Genomic DNA, 16,843 nt, shown 5'->3' on the forward strand with positions numbered 1-16,843 from the left:
GAATACTGTTGTAACGAGTAGCCAGACCAATAGTACTATTCTGATCATATTAGCAGACATAATTAGGTTGTTGTTAGCCACCCATACTACTAATAATTTAGCAAACCGGGCGGTTGGATAGATCAAAATAGAAAAATTTTAATTCAAACCTCATCCTGCCTTACCCTGCTTCATCAATCCTACCTGGAAATAGTCAGAACTAGCAGCATTGAGAGAGTGTTTTCCACTTTTACAAAAAAGCGAACTACATAGAGGCCAACGAAAATGGCATCGAACTGGAGCTTAGTGTTAATTGGTAGGATATGATTACGGTAGAAAGAAATTTACTTTATCAATTAGTTAGCCCTGGACTGCGCCCCAGAGGCAACTTCATTGCAGAATTCAAGTAGAGCTTGAAGGTCTTCCAGGCGATTGAAATTGATACTATGATCTTTCAGATAGGTATTGATTTCTTTTTTTTCCCTTGCTAAACGCCCGTAAAATTCCAGAGCGGTTGGCTCGACGAGCGCGTTGGTTTTTATCAATCAGTAAATAGTTTGCTTTTTGAGTGACTAGCACGTCTCCTTTCATCTCCAACTGATTTATTCCTCCACTACCCGAGTTAACTGAGCCGTACTCACGAACCGCAGACGTACCAGTAGATTGCCCGAAGCCTCCCGATTTTTCCCGAGCTATAGGAACAAACTGCTGATGAACGGCCAATTTTACTGATGGATATTCCTCTACTACCTCCATATATCCGTGTTTTTCATCGTAAAAAAACAGATCATTATTAATTTTGACATGCTTGATCGTTTCTCGGTTTGCTAGTGAAAGAGTGTCTCGCGAGCGATCAACAAACTGCATATCGCCTAGCAAAATATTGTAGTTCAGTTTTCCCGTCGATGTTTTGCCATTGTAAAAAAGAACGGTTCCAGTTTGGAATGTTTCGTAGCGATATTTTACCTCCATTGGCAGAGCTTCGTTTATTTTCTGACCAGTATTAATCCGGTAAATTTCACCCTTCTGACCGTAAAGCAACTGGATATGAACTATAAAAAATAGAGCAAACACCAGTGATCGCTTGTAATAAGTGAGCATATCGCTAAAAGTTATTTGTGTTAACATAAGATATGACTCTTATCGTAAATATCCAACTGAAGAGGGATACTTGATTTTAAGAACTTTCGCTTTCTCGAAATTAATTTGAAACCCTATTGATCCATTGGGTTCTACAGCCACGATGTCTTCTTAATTTTTAGCTGTTTCGAGTATTACGTATAAAATCTGTGACTAATAGTATCTGGGTTAACCTTTAACTAAACGCACCTACACTACTCTTGAGGGAAGATACTGGATTTTAATTCTAAGCTTTTTTACTTTTACGGAACGTACCCAGCCAACGCATTTTTTGAGACGGTAGTTAATCTATAAATCTGCGGTTTCACCAAACTGGTGCGATTTGTTGAAGTAAGAAGTTACACCGTGCTAACCAACTTTTTAGTTGCTCTTGCTATGGCGTTCGTAGGCTACCTTCCCTTCGGAACGGTGAATATGGTGGTGCTGAATGCAGCAATTACCCGAGCGTTTCGGCCCGCAGTCTTCATAGCACTAGGAGCCGCCGTAGTAGAAATCTTTTATACTTACTTAGCCGTCACGCTTAATCAGTGGCTGGGTCGCGAATTGATTAATAATATCTACGTAGATATAGCCGCCCTCATTATTTTATTGGTAGTAGGATTATATTTTTGGTTTTCCTCTCCCCAACAAAAACAAAAATCACAGTCGCCTAAGCGTAGGTGGGGATTCTTTAGTACGGGACTGGCTTTTGGCATTATCAATCCGCAAAGCTTGGCTTTTATTACGCTAGGTTTGCTCTACGCAAAGTCGCAGGGGTGGATAATTCTGGCCGAATTTAGTAATTCACTGGGGCTTATGTTGGGAGTATCGATAGGCCGCTTTTTTTCTTTATTGTTGTACGCCCAAGCGGGACAATGGCTTTCTTCCCAACTGAACCGTTTTACCCAATGGACAAATAAAATCACCGGCGGCATGCTTCTTTCTTTGGGAGGGTATCAGGCGTTTCGATTGATTACTGAAGTGTGGTAGTTTATTATGTTCATGTGTTCGAGTACTCATGTGTTCATGGAAGTTGAGTGATTTGAACACCTGAACACCTGAACACTCTAATACTAGCTTCGTATTTTATTTTCTATTAGTTTAGGAATTCAATTAACCTAACGACTACATACTATGCAACGAAGAGACGCACTTAAGGGGCTGGGACTGGCTGGATTAGGCTTTACCGTTCCAGCGACAACCGCTACTGCTAACCAACATAATCTGAACCGAGGTATGAAACCTATCACTATCACTAAAGTAAAAGCAATTCCTACCTGCCCGCACGGCATCGAACTCATTGTAGTAAAAGTAGAAACCAGTGAACCCGGACTATATGGAGTAGGCTGTGCTACCTTTCGGCAGCGGGCTCACGCAGTGGTATCGGCTATAAACGATTATTTAGATGATTTCTGTCGAGGTAAAGATGTAGACAACATTGAAGACATTTGGCAAACCACCTACGTAAGCTCTTACTGGCGCAACGGCCCAGTGCTCAATAATGCCCTCAGTGGTTTAGATCAGGCTCTGTGGGATATTAAGGGCAAGCGAGCGGGTATGCCAGTGTACCAATTACTTGGTGGTAAGTGCCGTTTTGCAGTAGATTGCTATGCCCACGGGGGCGGGAAGACAGTAGAGGAAGTGGTAGAAAATGTGCAACGTTTTACAGAAGAAGGTTATCGCCACGTGCGTATCCAGTTAGGCGGATACGGAGCCGCCCAAATGCTGGGTGGATACGGTAATACCGTGGATCAAACTCCTGATTTCAAAAAGGCAGGCTTCGGAGCGGAAGATGATAATTACATGAATCCGTATCTGTACATGAAATCGGTACCCAAACTGTTTGAAGGGGTACGAAAGGAATGTGGCGAAGTGGTAGAGCTACTGCACGATGTGCACGAAAGATTGCAACCATTAGACGCAATTAATCTGGTGAAATCGCTGGAAGAATACCGGCCTTTCTTTATCGAAGACCCCTTTTCACCTGAGAATATTGGTTACTTCCCCATGCTACGCCAGCAAACCACTGTACCTGTTGCCATGGGTGAACTCTATAACAGTCCACACGAGTGGGTAAAACCGATGACCGAACGACTGTTTGACTTTATCCGGATTCATATTTCGCAGATTGGAGGTATAACTCCTGCCGTGAAGGTAGCCCGTTTGGGTGAGTGGTTTAACGTGAAAACTGCTTGGCACGGTCCAGGTGACGTTTCTCCGGTAGGTCATGCGGCCAATGCCCATATTGACTTAGCAGTTTGGAACTTTGGTATTCAGGAAGCTGTGAATTTTTCCGATACGCTACGAGAAATCTTCCCCGGTGCACCAACCATGAAAGATGGCTATATGTACGTTAATGAAGTTCCGGGACTGGGAGTTGATGTGAACGAAGAAGTAGCTCTAAAGTATCCGTTTCCCGAGAAATATGATTACAACTGGACCCAGCTACGCAAAGGAGACGGTACTCCGGTACGCCCCTAGCCTAGCGCTATCGCTTTTGAGAAGCCGTTACTTTAAGTTCTTCTACCAGATTACGCTCGGTTTGAAGCTCCCGGCGTAAACGGCGCTCTTTTTCTAACGATGTCTTCCGGAATTCCTCCAGTTCGTGCTGGAGCTTTCGGTAATCTTTACGGGTTTTAGAAGTTACGTTCTGGCTACTACGGTACTGATAGACTGCTCCGGCTAACAGCAGTGTTAATATGAGCACGGCAATCCAGAAGAAATTCAGAAATCCTGACTTTGGGAAATCAATACCTAGTACTGAAATGTGAGTGCTATCGTGATCGCTAGCCGCAATAATGGCATCCTTTTCCCGCACGCTAGCATTCACCGAATTCAAGTCTGCTTCCTGAGTTGCTACCCTCTCTTGGGTTTGCTGCAAATCCTGACGAACATTCTTTAAAGAATCTTGGGCGTTCTTCCAAAATCGGTTCAATCGGTTAAGACTTACTACTCGGTATTCATTACCCGACTTCGATGTTACTGAATTAGACTCTTGTACCATCTCCCCAAACTGCTGGGGTAAGGGCTGATTATTAGAGTTGCTGTTTTCCTGCTGGGCTACAGCCGGACCATTGATAAAAAACATGATCCCAAAAAAAGAAATAGCAATAAAAGTGGTGCGTAGGTTAAGTGTTTTCATAGCAGATACTTGCGGTTAATCAATTACGCTAGTAGCAAGGCTACAAAGGTAGCGTAAGTCCTATCAATTCAAAAAAACAGCCTAGTGTATTCGTAGGTTCAATTGATTGGGGCAAAGTTAACAAAAATTGTACATTTTAAGCATTCTCCCTCCTTAGATATATCCACTTTGGTATAAGAAACACTAGAGAATCTTGAAATGTAAGCGGTATATATTCTTATTCACAACGCTAGTGATAATATTATATTTCTGCTCACGTTTCTGCGTATTTTGGTCAGCAGCGTCGGAGTACGTATTTTCGTTGGCCTAAACCTGTGTTATGATTAGTGTCCCGAAACGTCTTCTTGGAGCGAGCTTTACAACGTTGCTAGTACAATCTCCTGAAGCTATACTCTTACGAAAAGTGTTAGAAGACTCAATGGATGGTCGACAAAGCTACCTGTCTAAGCACGTGATCACTACAGTGATGCAGGGCGAACAGTCTATTCAAGATGACGGAGGGAATACAATAAGAATACAAGCTGGACAGTCGGCAGTGATACGGCGAGGACTATACACCGTAAACGATTTCATTTCTACCGACGGTAGATTTGAAGCGTACTTACTATTTTTTGAAGATAGTCTGCTAAGTAGCTCTGGACTGGTGAATGGCTTAACCCCGCTGCCGGAGAATTCAACGGTTCAGCCCTGGGGAAAATTTCTAACCCCACCGCCAGTTCGGTTGTTCTGGCAGTCGCTGCTACCGTGGTTGCGCGAGATTCCAAACCTCACTCCAATTTTACAAAATATCAAAATTCAGGAGTTTTTTGCGCTATTAGCTACCAATCGTTCGGCGACACTAGTGGCCGAAATAACCCGAGCAGAGAACAGACCCCAACAGAATATTCGCCAATTTATGGCGGATCATTACGATAAGCCACTCTCTATCGCCGACTATGCCTACCTAACGGGGCGGAGTGAGTCTACTTTTCGCCGAGAATTTAAAGTAAAGTTCGGAACCACCCCGCGCCAGTGGATTATCCGCCAGCGGATGGAAAAAGCCAATGATCTACTACAGGCTACTCAGCACGACGTAACGCAGATTGCCTTTCGTGTAGGCTACGAAAATGTATCGCACTTCATTAGTGAGTACAAAAAGCAGTTTGGCCATACCCCTAAACAACAGATTAAGCAAAACACCTTGGCCGTACGCTAAGTCCTGACTGAAATCCGGTATTCTGCCCGATACCCCGCAGTTTTCTGAAATTGCTTGAGCTACCTTTACTTCATTACATTATCAATTATCCCCCCGGAACAAATCCGGGATTAATTTTCAATTTTTAATTATGCACGTAGCTTTTATCGGATTAGGAATTATGGGTAGCCGTATGGCTTCCAACCTACTAAAAAATGACGTTGAACTCTCGGTTTACAACCGCTCGCCAGAGTCAGTACAAGCACTGGTTTCGCAGGGGGCTACCGGAGCCAACTCATCAACCGAAGCGGTAGCCGATGCGGATGTAGTGATTACTATGCTATCGTCTCCGAAAGTAGTTAGCCAAGTAATGCTAGAAAACGACGGTGGCTTGACCGCAATGAAGAAAGATGCTCTCTGGATTGACTGCTCTACAGTAAATCCTTCCTTTTCAGTTCGGGCGGGACAAATGGCGGATGCTCGCGGAGTACGGTTTATGGATGCCCCAGTAGCTGGATCAAAACCGCAGGCGGAGCACGCTGAGTTAGTATTTTTCGTTGGGGGTGAAATATCAGACCTATCAGAAGTAGAAAGTCTCCTTCAATTGATGAGCAAAAAAGTGATTCACGTAGGCGAAGTGGGTAAAGGAGCTTCGTTTAAGATGCTAGTGAACGCTATGCTCGCCCAGTCGATGATTTTATTTTCCGAAACGCTACTGTTAGGCGAAAAGATGGGATTGAGCCAGGATTTTTTACTAAATACCATGCCTGGTTTGCCGGTAGTTGCGCCCTTCGTTCAGGCTAAAACTGATATGATTCGTTCGGGAAATTACGAAGTGCAGTTTCCACTGGAACTGATGCATAAAGATTTGCATCTGGCGGCTCTTACCGCTTACGAGCATCAACAACCGTTGTATCTAGCGAACTTGGCCAAAGAACTGTATGCCCACGCCAGCCAGAGCGGATTAGGACGTGCTGATTTCGCCGCAATCCATCAGTTCTTAGGTGAAAAGAAGTAGGAGCCCAACCTTTTGGTCGCTAAGTGGGTCTATAATGAAAAGAGAATCTATGTATCGGTTACGTATCCTAATATCATTATCGGTTTTATTACTGCTGCTGTCAAGTTGCGAAAATTGTGATGACCAAGATTTCGTTCAAGAGGGTGTAACCACCAAGGTGATTGGGGAAACAGTGGTGATTGAGAATAACCACGAAAAGCCAATTTCATACTTTGCAATAGAGTACGAAACAGATCAACTCACTAACTGGGCGGCTCGATCAGGACCAGAAAACACTATTGCTAATGGCAGTAGTAAAGTTGTTCTGTGGGAGGAAATTATGTCGGACGGTTCACCTCAAAGAGAAGATCGGATTATTATCTACTGGTGGGTGGCTGAGTCAGAGTTCATAACTTCAGCAGTTATGAATCAAAATATCGTTGTTTTATAGAATGGCAAGACTTCAGAAGTTTTCCAGGTGCTTGTTTAATCGCAGCGGATAGTTTTTTCACTTCCGAAATTTGGTCTATCTGGTAATTGAATTAGATAAATTCATAAATATCTTTCTCCAAATTGATGCTCTCGGCTAATACTTTGATAGAAGCACTGATGATAATCTCTCCCAGGGCGTGCTGGTAGGCTTGCTAAAAGTGGATTAGGTCGCTCATATTTTTCTGCAACTCCTCAGTTTTTGAGTGAAAAGAAATAACAACCCAACCTTTTGGTAATCCACAGTGTCTGTAGTTAAAAGAAACCTATGCACTTTTTGCGATACTTTGGATTACTGATTAGTTTACTTATACTGCTAACCCAATGCAATGATTCTGATGATGGCATCTTCACCCAGGCAGGGGTCACGACCAAAGTAGTTGACGAAACGGTGGTGATTGAAAATAATCATGGAAAACCGATCTCTTACTTTGCCGTGGAAGAAGAGACATCATATTTGATTGATTGGGGGCCCTCTTCTCGGGAAGAAAATACTATTGCTAACGGAGATAGCAAAGCAGTTCCGTGGGATGATATCATGTCAGACGGTTTACTACGTGAGGGTGATCGGATTATTATCTACTGGTGGGTAGCTCAGGATAGCTTATCTGCTTCGGTAGAAATCAAACAAAATATTGTGGTTCTTTAAATCAGGAGCCGATACATCTGGACAACTTCTTCTATTTGGTCACTGAGCTTATGAAATCGGAGATGCCTTGCTCTAAATCCCCACCCTTAGCAAGCACTTTAATAAAGGCACTACCAATAATGGCTCCCTGGGCGTACTGGCAAGCCTGATTGAATGTTTTGTGGTTAGAAATTCCGAAGCCAATCAGCTGCGGGTGGCGTAGCTGCATGGCCTGAATACGGTTGAAGTAAGTAATCTGCTGCTCAGTAATATCTCCCTTCGCCCCGGTGACACTGGCCGACGATACCATGTAAATAAATCCATGCGAGTGCTCATCGATCAAATGAATACGCTCTTCGGACGTTTGGGGAGTGATTAGGAAAATATTGTATAACCCGTAGGATTCAAACAATTCTTTGTATTCATCCAAATAGGCTTGCATCGGTAAGTCCGGGATAATGAGCGCATCTACTCCAATCTGCTGACACTGCTTACAAAAGTTTTCCACCCCGTACTGAATCACTGGATTCAAGTAGCCCATCAGAATCAGGGGAATATCTACTTTCTCTCGGATACCTTGCAATTGTTTCAGCAGCACCTTAATACTCATGCCACTGTCTAGTGCTCGCTGACTGCTATCCTGAATAGTCGGCCCATCAGCCAGCGGATCGGAGTAGGGCATTCCGATCTCAATTAAATCCGCTCCGGCCTGCTGTAAATATTCAGCAACCCGAACCGTATCATCCAATTGAGGGAATCCGGCGGTGTAGTAAACGGATAAAATATTCCCTTTTTTTTGCTGAAAAAGCTGATCTATTCGGTGGGTAGTTTGGGTCATAATTAGCAATGTACAATGTGCAGTTAAGAATTAGCGAAAACGCGCATCAATCGCTCGGGCAAAGCGGTAAGGCGATTCGGCATTGGTGCGAAAATACAACGAAGGTTCGATCAATTCTACTTCCATCAGCGCAAATTCTTTGGTTGGCAAGCGAACCAAGTCAATGCGGGCGTACAGGGGATGGTAGGGAATAGCGTCGTAAATCTGCTGGGCGATCTGTCTTAGTTCCGTCGTAGGCTGGGTGGATTGAATACGTCCACCGTGTTCTTCCTGCACCCGAAAATCATTAGGTTTAGGAATTTTGACAATAGCGTGGCTGTACTCACCGCCAAAGAAGAACAGCGAATACTCACCTTCGGCTAAAATTGCCGACACAAACGGTTGTACCATGAACGAACGCTCCCGGAATGTTTCAGCTACTGTTTCCCATACTTCTTCGCTGGTTTGCTTAGAAATCCAGAAGGTATCATCCGCATTGGCACTGATCGTGGGTTTAATAATCAATTCGGGAGTATTCCACTCCTGCCACCACTTTTCAACCACATCGCGCTGAAATGTAGTGGCCCACTGCGTAGGCACAATGCTGATACCCCGCTTTTCCAGATTACGTAAATAGGTCTTTTCAATGTTCCACTGCACCACATCCAGGCCATTTTCTAGCGGCACACCGGAAGATTCAATCCGACTTAGCGCCTCCAAAAATGCCTGAGGTTCTTGCTGATAATCCCAGGGGGTGCGGATAATTACGGCATCGTAGTCGTTCCAGTTCGTATCGGTGCTGCGCCAAGAAACGGAGTGAACTTGCCAGCCTAACTGTGCCAAAGGTTCGTAAAAAAGCGCATCATCACTTACGAAGCCTTCTAGGCTATCCATTGTAAGGAAAACGCAATTTCGCATTATTGTCCCTTTTGATCTTCTGTAAACTTCTGACAGGCTGAGGCTAACCTTCTTTCGGCGATGGCTACGTAGTCGGTATCTTTCTCAAACCCGATAAATCTGCGATAATTATTTACACAAGCTACACCAGTGCTTCCGCTACCGGTAAATGGATCAAGCACCGTACTTTTTTCGTGAGTGATTAACTTGATTAAATGCTCCATTAGGTCTACTGGCTTTTTAGTGGGGTGATAATTGTATTCTTCAGCGTGCTGACGCACCTTGGGTACCAGAAAGAATTTATCGTAGCCATCTTCAATGGGGAAAGTGCGAAGTACGTTGCCAGTTACTCTACCTTTTGGATGAGGGTTATGACCAACCTTGCCTTCGCCTTCTTCGTAGGGCATACGCGTATCTTCCAGATTTAACGCTCCGGTACCGTGCTCCAGCATATTTTGGGCAACATTCACTCCTTTGGGTAGCGGTTTCTGCACCATGATGATTGGCTCGTAGCAAGGCTTGATTCCCATGCCCCAGCCCTGGTAGTATTTTCCTTCTTCACTAGCCGGTTCACAACGATATTTCTTTTTACCTGCGTAGCGGTCCGCCGCGCGGTAATTATCAGCTCCTCCCTTTTTATAGCCTTGCACATAATTGTAAGTACCCACTTTAGTACTTTCTACTTCCAGTTCTTTATCAATATCCAACCCTACATCACGACTCTTCGGCATACCATTTAGAAAAGCCCACATCAGTACGTCCTTAATACGAAAACCCGATTTCTCTAAATCCAGCATTAAATGATGCATCAAACGAATGGAAGAAAAAACTAGCGCATAACCACCAGGCTTCAAAGCTCGGCAGCAATCTTGCCAAATCTTACGCTTAGGTAGAGCCTTATCCCATTCATGCGCCTGAAACCCAATACCGTAGGGTGGATCGGTAATTATTGCATCGATACTTTTATCGGCAATACTCTCTAATCCGTAGCTGCTTTGATTATAGATTTGGTAGGAAGGTTGATTGGTGGAGATTTGAGAGGGAACCGAGTCAGACTTTTCTGCCATACTAACACTACAGTTTATTTGGTTTAGTACTATTGCCTACAATTTACGCCATTTGTAGCTAATTTAATTTCTTCCGGAAGATTATCTTATTTTCTCCTTCTTGATAAAAATCCCGGATAACCGCTTCCCACTTGTAACCACACTTATCGTAAAACTTGCGGGTAAGTTCAAACTCTGGCAGACCAGAAGTTTCTACCAGTGATATCCTATGCCATCGTCTTGAAGGTATTGTTCGATATAGTTCACTATCTTGGTTTCAACCCCTTTGCCCTGCTGATTTTTGTGGATTGTAATTAGGTACAGATTGTAAGTGTCCTCAATCATTTTTTCGGGGACACACTAGGCTACAGCAATCGGAATACCTTCATAATTTTTCGTTAACCAAATATCTTCCAACAACGGATTGTCAAAATAGTCAGCAATCATAGCATCTAGCAGATTTGAGGGTAATAGCTCACTTGAGTCTATTACCGCTTTCAAACCCGGAAGGTCCGCTAAACTTTTCTAATTGAGTTCATTCTAAGTATTTGAATGCCTTTACTCAGAACAAATTCTTGCCTTCCAACCACTAAATAGTATACCACGGCAGTTGTTAGGCATTTACCTGATCGCGATAACCATCTCTTCCTATAACTTCCATAGCCGGTTCATAGCCTTCTGATGCTGAACGATGTACCGCAATATAGGTAATCATGATTCCGTAGATCACCTTACTGGTCACATCAGCCACGGTAAACAATAATTGACGAGTGACTACCCCCTCGGCTCCGGTAGCAAGATAGGGGATCAGGTAAGCTATAGGATATAGTGTCCAGGCAAAGAGAATTACGACAAATACGGTCATAATGGTATTGTTGGTAGGGGCCGGCATAGAATGTCGTAATTTTCCTACTCGCATTCCTACAATGTATAATAACACTACAAAAAACACAGTACTAATCGCTCCCCAGATCATCAGTTGACTAATATCACTTACTTCGTAAAGTTGACCTATGTATCCGGTAATGATCATGCCCCAGGCCGCTAATATAAGCTTAGCAGCATCTTTAAAAATCTGCTGTCGCCCGATACCCAATACAATTAGCAACTGCACTAGTAAGCAAGGAATGGTGACCATCCAGTTAACGTACCTAAATCCATTGCTAAAAGTCAACTGCTGAAGTTCGTACAGTTCAGTACTAGCATTGTAGGCAAAGGCTTCAGTCCACAACTGAGCTTGACTGAACAGAATAAGACCAGCACTCACCATTACGACGCAAGATAGGGCCGTGGCAATCCGATACCTCGGAGATACAAACCGGCTAACAATCAAGAAAAAAACCAGCGCGGCTATGTGTGCTCCTACTCCCATTGTCAGTAAGTGGTCTATTGCCTCAAACTGACTCGCAGTGTAGCTGTATATGTTTTCAATATTATTCATAGAAACAGGTTAAAAAGGTGAAAACGGAGAAAATAAAAATGTTTAACCAGAATAACCGCTACGAAACAATTCTGTTTAGTTTATACCGAAACTACTAGGCATACAGGTGATTAGGAATACACTTTAGAGTTACCTAAAAATTACTTCGCGTGCCTAGTACTTTCCCCACCGAATATAGGTTTCCAGATCCTTATCGCCTCTCCCGGATAGGTTGATGATGACTATATCACTGGATTTTAGGTCCATTTGGGCTAGTACGCTGATGGCGTGGGCAGTTTCAATAGCGGGAATAATTCCTTCCAATCGGCTCAGCTGAATACCCGCCTGCATGGCTTCATCGTCGGTTACGCTGTAGAAGGTGGCTCGTCCACTGTCGAACAGGTGCGCGTGCAGCGGGCCAATACCCGGATAATCTAGTCCGGCGGAGATAGAATGAGGTTCTATTACTTGCCCATCTTCGGTTTGCATGACTAAGGAGCGGCTGCCGTGCAAAATACCCGCTTTACCCAGTGCCGTAGTAGCCGCCGACCTTCCCGAAGTAACTCCCAGTCCACCGGCTTCCACCGCAATTAGTTGCACGTTGGGGCGGTCTAAGTAATGATAGTACGCTCCGGCTGCGTTGCTGCCGCCCCCTACACAAGCTACTACGTAGTCGGGGTCTTCCGAGCCGGTTTTTTCCTGAAGCTGCCACTTCGTCTCTTCACTGATCACGGACTGAAAGCGCGTAACCATATCGGGGTAGGGATGTGGCCCCACCACGGAACCAATAATGTAGTGACTATCGATGGGATGGTTGATCCAGTGGCGCATCGCTTCGTTGGTGGCATCTTTTAGTGTCTTGCTACCGCTGTGGGCCGGAATGACTTCCGCCCCCAGAATCCGCATGCGCTCAACGTTGGGCTTTTGCCGCTCGGTATCCAAGGCACCCATAAAGACCTTGCACTCCATACCCATGAGTGCGCAGACGGTAGCCGTGGCTACCCCGTGCTGTCCCGCTCCGGTTTCGGCGATGATGTATTTTTTGTTCAGCCGCTTCGCCAGCAAAATCTGCCCAATCGTATTGTTTACTTTGTGGGCACCCGTGTGGCACAGGTCTTCCCGCTTCAAGTAAACGTTAGCGCCGTACTGCTGCGAGAGTCGCTCGGCGTGGTAGAGCGGCGTGGGTCGCCCTACGTAATCCTTTAGTAGTTGCTGAAACTCTTGCCGAAAGTCCTCGCTTTGCGTAATCGCCAAATAATTCTCCCGCAGCTCCTGGATATTCGGATGCAGCATTTCAGGAATAAAGGCTCCGCCAAACTGTCCGTAGTAGCCATTATCGTTTACCTGAAATGATATTTGCGGTTTCTCTTGTACCTCGCTCATAATTCTTGCTGGTTAAGCCGGGAAAGTTACAAAAACAGTTTTATAATGAGTAATGATTAATGAACAGTAGCAAAAGATTAATCATTCATCATAAGCGTTCTGAAGTTTTCCGTACTTTGTCGTTAAAGTTCTACCATGCCCGACCAACCACTTTACGTATTAGCGATGCTTTGCCTTAGTGTACTCATTTGCGAGTATCTGGTACGCACTACCTTTCTTAAGCACCTAAGTACTGCTCTGCTGGTTATACTCTTTGTTGCACTACTGGCGAATTTAGGTATCGTGCCCTCGGCATCACAAGGGTCGGTGGTCTACAATGGCATTTTTGCTTACTTAGCTCCGCTTTCTATCTTTTTTTTACTGTTAGATGTCAATCTAGCCAGCGTTCGCCGGGCCGGGAAACCCATGCTAATCTTGTTCGGAGTAGGTATTATCGGCACGGTAGTAGGGGTCTTGACCGGAATGTACCTGATTGATGGTCCGGCGCAATTTGGTGATCTGTACCCAGCCATTAGCGGGATGTTTGTTGGCACGTATACCGGGGGCAGCGTGAACTTTAATGCCGTAGCGATTCACTATAATATGATGGAAGAAGGAGTGCTGTACGCAGGGATGACCGCCGTGGATAATATTATTACCGCTCTTTGGATGGTAGTTACCCTGCTAGTACCTACGTTGTTTCGCCGGGGATTGAAAAAAGCACCTACTTTGGCTGCCGCTCAGGTGGTGGAAGAGGAACACTCCGAACGAGATAAAGAGTTGGTCAGTGTATTTTCGCTGAGTATATTACTCAGCTTAGGGTTGTTTAGCTTGCTGATTTCCAATCTGCTCGCTGAATGGTTAGCAACTATGGGAATTACTATTCCCTCTATTCTTATCTTAACCACCATCGCCCTGTTACTAGCTCAGATTCCGGCATTCCATCAGTTACCCGGCGGACACGTATTGGGTTTGTTCAGCGTTTATCTGTTTCTAGCGGTCATTGGCGCGTACTGCGAATTTGCGGCGCTTAGCCAGATCGGAGACCTAGCGTGGCGACTGTTGGTATTAGTACTTACTATTGTACTGATGCACGGACTATTTACCTTCGGAGCTGCCGCCGTCGGAAAATTAGATTGGGATGTAGCCGCGGTCGCTTCTCAGGCTAATATTGGTGGTTCTTCATCCGCACTGGCATTAGCGAAGAGTCTGAACCGAATGGATTTATACTTACCAGGAATCCTGGTTGGGGCGTTAGGCAACGGAGTGGGCACCTACCTTGGTTTTCTAATTGCCGGGTGGTTAGCGTAAGAGCATAATTAATTATATCCCTACAAACAATCTATCGGATCTATGTCGTTTACGCTATGATTAACACTTAATATATGTCATCTTCTGCAAGATTTCTGATCAGTCTTACTTGTCTTTTCTTTTGCTGGTCGTACCCCATCTTCTCTCAACCCGGCCCGGCTCTGGTGCCAGTAATAGAAGGCAACTGGTGGACGGTGGCAGGAAACCCCGACTTGGGTGAGCTTACTTCCGATAAGCAGCAACCGGTGGATTTTGGTATCTGGCAAGCCGCCGATAGCACTTGGCAACTGTGGTCGTGTATTCGGAAGACGAAAGCACCCGGTAGAACCCGCCTGTTTCATCGCTGGCAAGCGGCGAACTTGACTGACCGCGACTGGACGCCAATGGGAGTGGCGATGCAGGCCAATACCACCTTAGGTGAAGAACCCGGCGGGATGCAAGCCCCCTACGTGACCCCAATCGATAATATCTACCACATGTTTTACGGCGACTGGAACCGTATCTGCTTAGCCACTAGCTTTGACGGTGTCACCTTTGAACGAGAACTACGCGATGGCTCTCCCGCCCTGTTCGGCGACCCGGCTGAAACGAATACCCGCGACGCGATGGTGCTGCACGAAAATGATACATTTTATGTCTATTACACCGCTCATCCTGATCAAATCGGAGCGGTTTATCTGCGTACTTCTACTGATCTGAAGAACTGGAGCGAGTCAACGAAAGTGGCCTACGGCGGGCAGGCCGGAGGTGATAAATTTTGGTTAGCCGAGTGCCCCTTCGTAGTAAAGCACCCCTCGGGCTACTACTACCTATTTCGCACCCAATCCTACGGAAAGGTGGTAGATGGCGTTACAGAAAGTGTACCCAAGACCAGCGTATACCGTTCTAAAAATTTGTACGACTTTGGAGTAGATGACGACCAGTATTTTGTAGGTACGTTACCCGTAGCGGCTCCCGAAATCTTTCAACACGAAGGACAGTGGTACATTGCCACCCTACTACCCGATTTGCAGGGTATCCGTATTGCTGAACTTGGTTGGGCAACGCAACCGTAGTAAAACCACCGTGCAATTGTTGATTGAACTATTAGTCTTATCTTACTCAAAGTCTTAACCTACTACACCACAACTCAATCGGTGCTAAATACATTGTAAAGTAAGTTTTTTCAACTAGATTTCATCTTTGCGAACGGAACGTAGTGCAGTGAACAGGGCCGCCTGGTGGCAATCTTCTGCTGAGAGGATTGCTTCTTTACCGCGCCCCAATAGCTTCGCTCATCGTAACGATGGTTTCTTGATAACTATAACTTATTCACTTTACAGTGTACTAAGATCAAAGATAAAATTTTGATATAGTGTATGTACCCTGATTACCTTGTTGTTGCGATTTACATAATCATTGTAGTGGGAGTGTCCATCTACAATCGCTCTGGATCGCTCAGCGATATGTTTGTATCTAAAAAGCTGATTCCGTGGTGGTTAGCTTCGGCTTCGCTGCTCATGTTCTGGTGGAATCCCGCTTACGACATGATGATAATGGGAGTGCTGGCCGACAAAGGCTACAGCGGCACCTGGGTTTTGCATAGCAAGCTGCTATTGGCGGGTATCGCCCCCATCGTTTTTGCCCCGTTGTGGGCCAAACTGCGCTTTATGACGGATAACCAGTTTATCCTATTTCGCTTCTCCGGGCGAGGGGCCACAATTTTGCATCAGTTTCGGGCCGTCTACGTGGGCTTCTTTGTGGTTATCTTCCTGGTGAGCTTCGGCATGATCGGGCTAAACAAACTGTGGCAGTTGCTACTGGATGTAGGCTACGAACAGGCTCAAGGGCTGACCTTTCTGCTACTGGCAATCGCTATTACGAAGAATGCATTTAAGCAAAAAGTACGTACCGATGCCATCAACGCCGTACTGTACTTAATCACCCCGCTCGTTGGCTGCGTATTCATTCTGCAAGAATTCGGCGGAGTAAACCAGGTTTTGGCAAGGTTACAAGCTGAATTTCCCGAGAAGGTGGCACTCGTACCCAATGCCTCCTCGGTGATGGGCGGGGAGAGTCTATCTAATTTCCTGGTGTTCGTGCTGGTGCAGTGGTGGTCGGTGAATATTCTGGACAGCTCGGGCATTGAGGCCCAACGCTACATGAGTACCCGCAACGGCTGGGCTGCTTTTCGGGCCGCATTTTTACCAGTACTGGTGATTGCAGTAATGAGCATATTTGTCGGACTGATTCAGGATGCGCTGCTGTTGCAGCACCTCACCCAAAGTACGGCGGCGGATACTGAAGCAATGTACTTAGAAAGCTTTATCACTTATTTGCCTCCGGGCTTTCGGGCGTTGGCCGTACTGGCATTTCTGATGGGGTTCGTCTCTACGATTGAAGCGTTTCTGAACTGGGGGGCATCTTTGTTAGTGGTAGATACCTACCGAACCTACTGGCAACCCCAGCGTACCGACGCCCAC

General features: G+C 45.4%; 17 protein-coding genes. 9 read left to right on the forward strand and 8 right to left on the reverse strand.

The features are described 5' to 3' along the window. Positions 1-423 precede the first annotated feature (423 nt). A complete protein-coding gene (locus tag WBA23_RS24385; protein ID WP_424584887.1) occupies positions 424-1,080 on the reverse strand; it encodes a hypothetical protein in 657 nt (218 codons plus the stop codon). Positions 1,081-1,434: 354 nt separating this feature from the next. Between WBA23_RS24385 and WBA23_RS24390 the strand changes: the two genes are divergently transcribed. Continuing rightward, positions 1,435-2,088 (forward strand): LysE family translocator, encoded by a 654-nt coding sequence (locus tag WBA23_RS24390; protein ID WP_424584888.1) that lies wholly within the window; start codon positions 1,435-1,437, stop codon positions 2,086-2,088. Positions 2,089-2,232: 144 nt separating this feature from the next. Continuing rightward, positions 2,233-3,579, forward strand: coding sequence for an enolase C-terminal domain-like protein (locus WBA23_RS24395; RefSeq protein ID WP_424584889.1), 1,347 nt, complete (start codon positions 2,233-2,235; stop codon positions 3,577-3,579). A 7-nt stretch (positions 3,580-3,586) separates the two neighbouring features. Here the strand turns inward: WBA23_RS24395 and WBA23_RS24400 are convergent, their stop codons facing one another. Next, entirely contained in the window at positions 3,587-4,240 is a 654-nt protein-coding gene (locus tag WBA23_RS24400) for a hypothetical protein (RefSeq protein WP_424584890.1), read from the reverse strand. Positions 4,241-4,604: 364 nt separating this feature from the next. Here WBA23_RS24400 and WBA23_RS24405 point away from each other — a divergent pair, with 364 nt between their 5' ends. From WBA23_RS24405 to WBA23_RS24420, 4 genes are all read left to right on the forward strand, one after another. Further along, positions 4,605-5,435, forward strand: a complete 831-nt coding sequence (locus WBA23_RS24405) for a helix-turn-helix transcriptional regulator (RefSeq protein WP_424584891.1) — start codon at positions 4,605-4,607, stop codon at positions 5,433-5,435. Between the two features lie 130 nt (positions 5,436-5,565). Then, a complete protein-coding gene (locus tag WBA23_RS24410) occupies positions 5,566-6,432 on the forward strand; it encodes an NAD(P)-dependent oxidoreductase (protein WP_424584892.1) in 867 nt (288 codons plus the stop codon). Positions 6,433-6,466: 34 nt separating this feature from the next. After that, positions 6,467-6,862 (forward strand): hypothetical protein, encoded by a 396-nt coding sequence (locus tag WBA23_RS24415; RefSeq protein WP_424584893.1) that lies wholly within the window; start codon positions 6,467-6,469, stop codon positions 6,860-6,862. 306 nt (positions 6,863-7,168) lie between these two features. Further along, positions 7,169-7,549 (forward strand): hypothetical protein, encoded by a 381-nt coding sequence (locus WBA23_RS24420; RefSeq protein ID WP_424584894.1) that lies wholly within the window; start codon positions 7,169-7,171, stop codon positions 7,547-7,549. A 31-nt stretch (positions 7,550-7,580) separates the two neighbouring features. Here WBA23_RS24420 and trpA read toward each other — a convergent pair whose 3' ends face one another. The 6 genes from trpA to trpB all read right to left on the reverse strand — a co-directional run bounded on the left by trpA (position 7,581) and on the right by trpB (position 13,091). Continuing rightward, positions 7,581-8,366 carry a tryptophan synthase subunit alpha gene (trpA, locus tag WBA23_RS24425; protein WP_424584895.1) on the reverse strand — a complete coding sequence of 262 codons (786 nt, stop codon included), beginning with the start codon at positions 8,364-8,366 and terminating at the stop codon, positions 7,581-7,583. A gap of 30 nt (positions 8,367-8,396) precedes the next feature. Further along, positions 8,397-9,239, reverse strand: a complete 843-nt coding sequence (locus tag WBA23_RS24430) for an ATP-grasp domain-containing protein (RefSeq protein WP_424584896.1) — start codon at positions 9,237-9,239, stop codon at positions 8,397-8,399. A gap of 23 nt (positions 9,240-9,262) precedes the next feature. Next, the gene (locus tag WBA23_RS24435) at positions 9,263-10,309 is read right to left on the reverse strand and encodes a DNA-methyltransferase (protein ID WP_424584897.1); all 1,047 of its coding nucleotides are present in this window, start codon (positions 10,307-10,309) and stop codon (positions 9,263-9,265) included. A 339-nt stretch (positions 10,310-10,648) separates the two neighbouring features. Then, positions 10,649-10,789 (reverse strand): hypothetical protein, encoded by a 141-nt coding sequence (locus tag WBA23_RS24440; protein WP_424584898.1) that lies wholly within the window; start codon positions 10,787-10,789, stop codon positions 10,649-10,651. A gap of 112 nt (positions 10,790-10,901) precedes the next feature. Continuing rightward, positions 10,902-11,729 carry a bacteriorhodopsin gene (locus WBA23_RS24445; protein WP_424584899.1) on the reverse strand — a complete coding sequence of 276 codons (828 nt, stop codon included), beginning with the start codon at positions 11,727-11,729 and terminating at the stop codon, positions 10,902-10,904. A 153-nt stretch (positions 11,730-11,882) separates the two neighbouring features. After that, complete coding sequence (gene trpB, locus WBA23_RS24450; RefSeq protein ID WP_424584900.1) at positions 11,883-13,091, reverse strand: tryptophan synthase subunit beta; 1,209 nt, start codon at positions 13,089-13,091, stop codon at positions 11,883-11,885. 135 nt (positions 13,092-13,226) lie between these two features. On the opposite strand from trpB, the gene WBA23_RS24455 reads away from it, so the two are divergent. The 3 genes from WBA23_RS24455 to WBA23_RS24465 all read left to right on the forward strand — a co-directional run. Beyond that, positions 13,227-14,381, forward strand: a complete 1,155-nt coding sequence (locus WBA23_RS24455; RefSeq protein ID WP_424584901.1) for a DUF819 domain-containing protein — start codon at positions 13,227-13,229, stop codon at positions 14,379-14,381. Between the two features lie 74 nt (positions 14,382-14,455). Then, a complete protein-coding gene (locus WBA23_RS24460; RefSeq protein ID WP_424584902.1) occupies positions 14,456-15,436 on the forward strand; it encodes a hypothetical protein in 981 nt (326 codons plus the stop codon). 303 nt (positions 15,437-15,739) lie between these two features. Then, on the forward strand, positions 15,740-16,843 hold a 1,104-nt coding region (locus tag WBA23_RS24465; protein ID WP_424584903.1), incomplete at its 3' end, for a sodium:solute symporter family transporter.

This window comes from Tunicatimonas sp. (assembly GCF_049647865.1).
Taxonomy (GTDB): domain Bacteria; phylum Bacteroidota; class Bacteroidia; order Cytophagales; family Cyclobacteriaceae; genus Tunicatimonas.

What these genes read in the sequence shown, in the direction of transcription:
- WBA23_RS24385 (WP_424584887.1), bottom strand. Translation starts at nt 1,080, where the DNA reads ATGCTCACTTATTACAAGCGATCACTGGTGTTTGCTCTATTTTTTATA.
- WBA23_RS24395 (WP_424584889.1), top strand. Translation starts at nt 2,233, where the DNA reads ATGCAACGAAGAGACGCACTTAAGGGGCTGGGACTGGCTGGATTAGGC.
- WBA23_RS24400 (WP_424584890.1), bottom strand. Translation starts at nt 4,240, where the DNA reads ATGAAAACACTTAACCTACGCACCACTTTTATTGCTATTTCTTTTTTT.
- WBA23_RS24410 (WP_424584892.1), top strand. Translation starts at nt 5,566, where the DNA reads ATGCACGTAGCTTTTATCGGATTAGGAATTATGGGTAGCCGTATGGCT.
- WBA23_RS24415 (WP_424584893.1), top strand. Translation starts at nt 6,467, where the DNA reads ATGAAAAGAGAATCTATGTATCGGTTACGTATCCTAATATCATTATCG.
- WBA23_RS24420 (WP_424584894.1), top strand. Translation starts at nt 7,169, where the DNA reads ATGCACTTTTTGCGATACTTTGGATTACTGATTAGTTTACTTATACTG.
- trpA (WP_424584895.1), bottom strand. Translation starts at nt 8,366, where the DNA reads ATGACCCAAACTACCCACCGAATAGATCAGCTTTTTCAGCAAAAAAAA.
- WBA23_RS24430 (WP_424584896.1), bottom strand. Translation starts at nt 9,239, where the DNA reads ATGGATAGCCTAGAAGGCTTCGTAAGTGATGATGCGCTTTTTTACGAA.
- WBA23_RS24435 (WP_424584897.1), bottom strand. Translation starts at nt 10,309, where the DNA reads ATGGCAGAAAAGTCTGACTCGGTTCCCTCTCAAATCTCCACCAATCAA.
- WBA23_RS24445 (WP_424584899.1), bottom strand. Translation starts at nt 11,729, where the DNA reads ATGAATAATATTGAAAACATATACAGCTACACTGCGAGTCAGTTTGAG.
- trpB (WP_424584900.1), bottom strand. Translation starts at nt 13,091, where the DNA reads ATGAGCGAGGTACAAGAGAAACCGCAAATATCATTTCAGGTAAACGAT.
- WBA23_RS24455 (WP_424584901.1), top strand. Translation starts at nt 13,227, where the DNA reads ATGCCCGACCAACCACTTTACGTATTAGCGATGCTTTGCCTTAGTGTA.
- WBA23_RS24460 (WP_424584902.1), top strand. Translation starts at nt 14,456, where the DNA reads ATGTCATCTTCTGCAAGATTTCTGATCAGTCTTACTTGTCTTTTCTTT.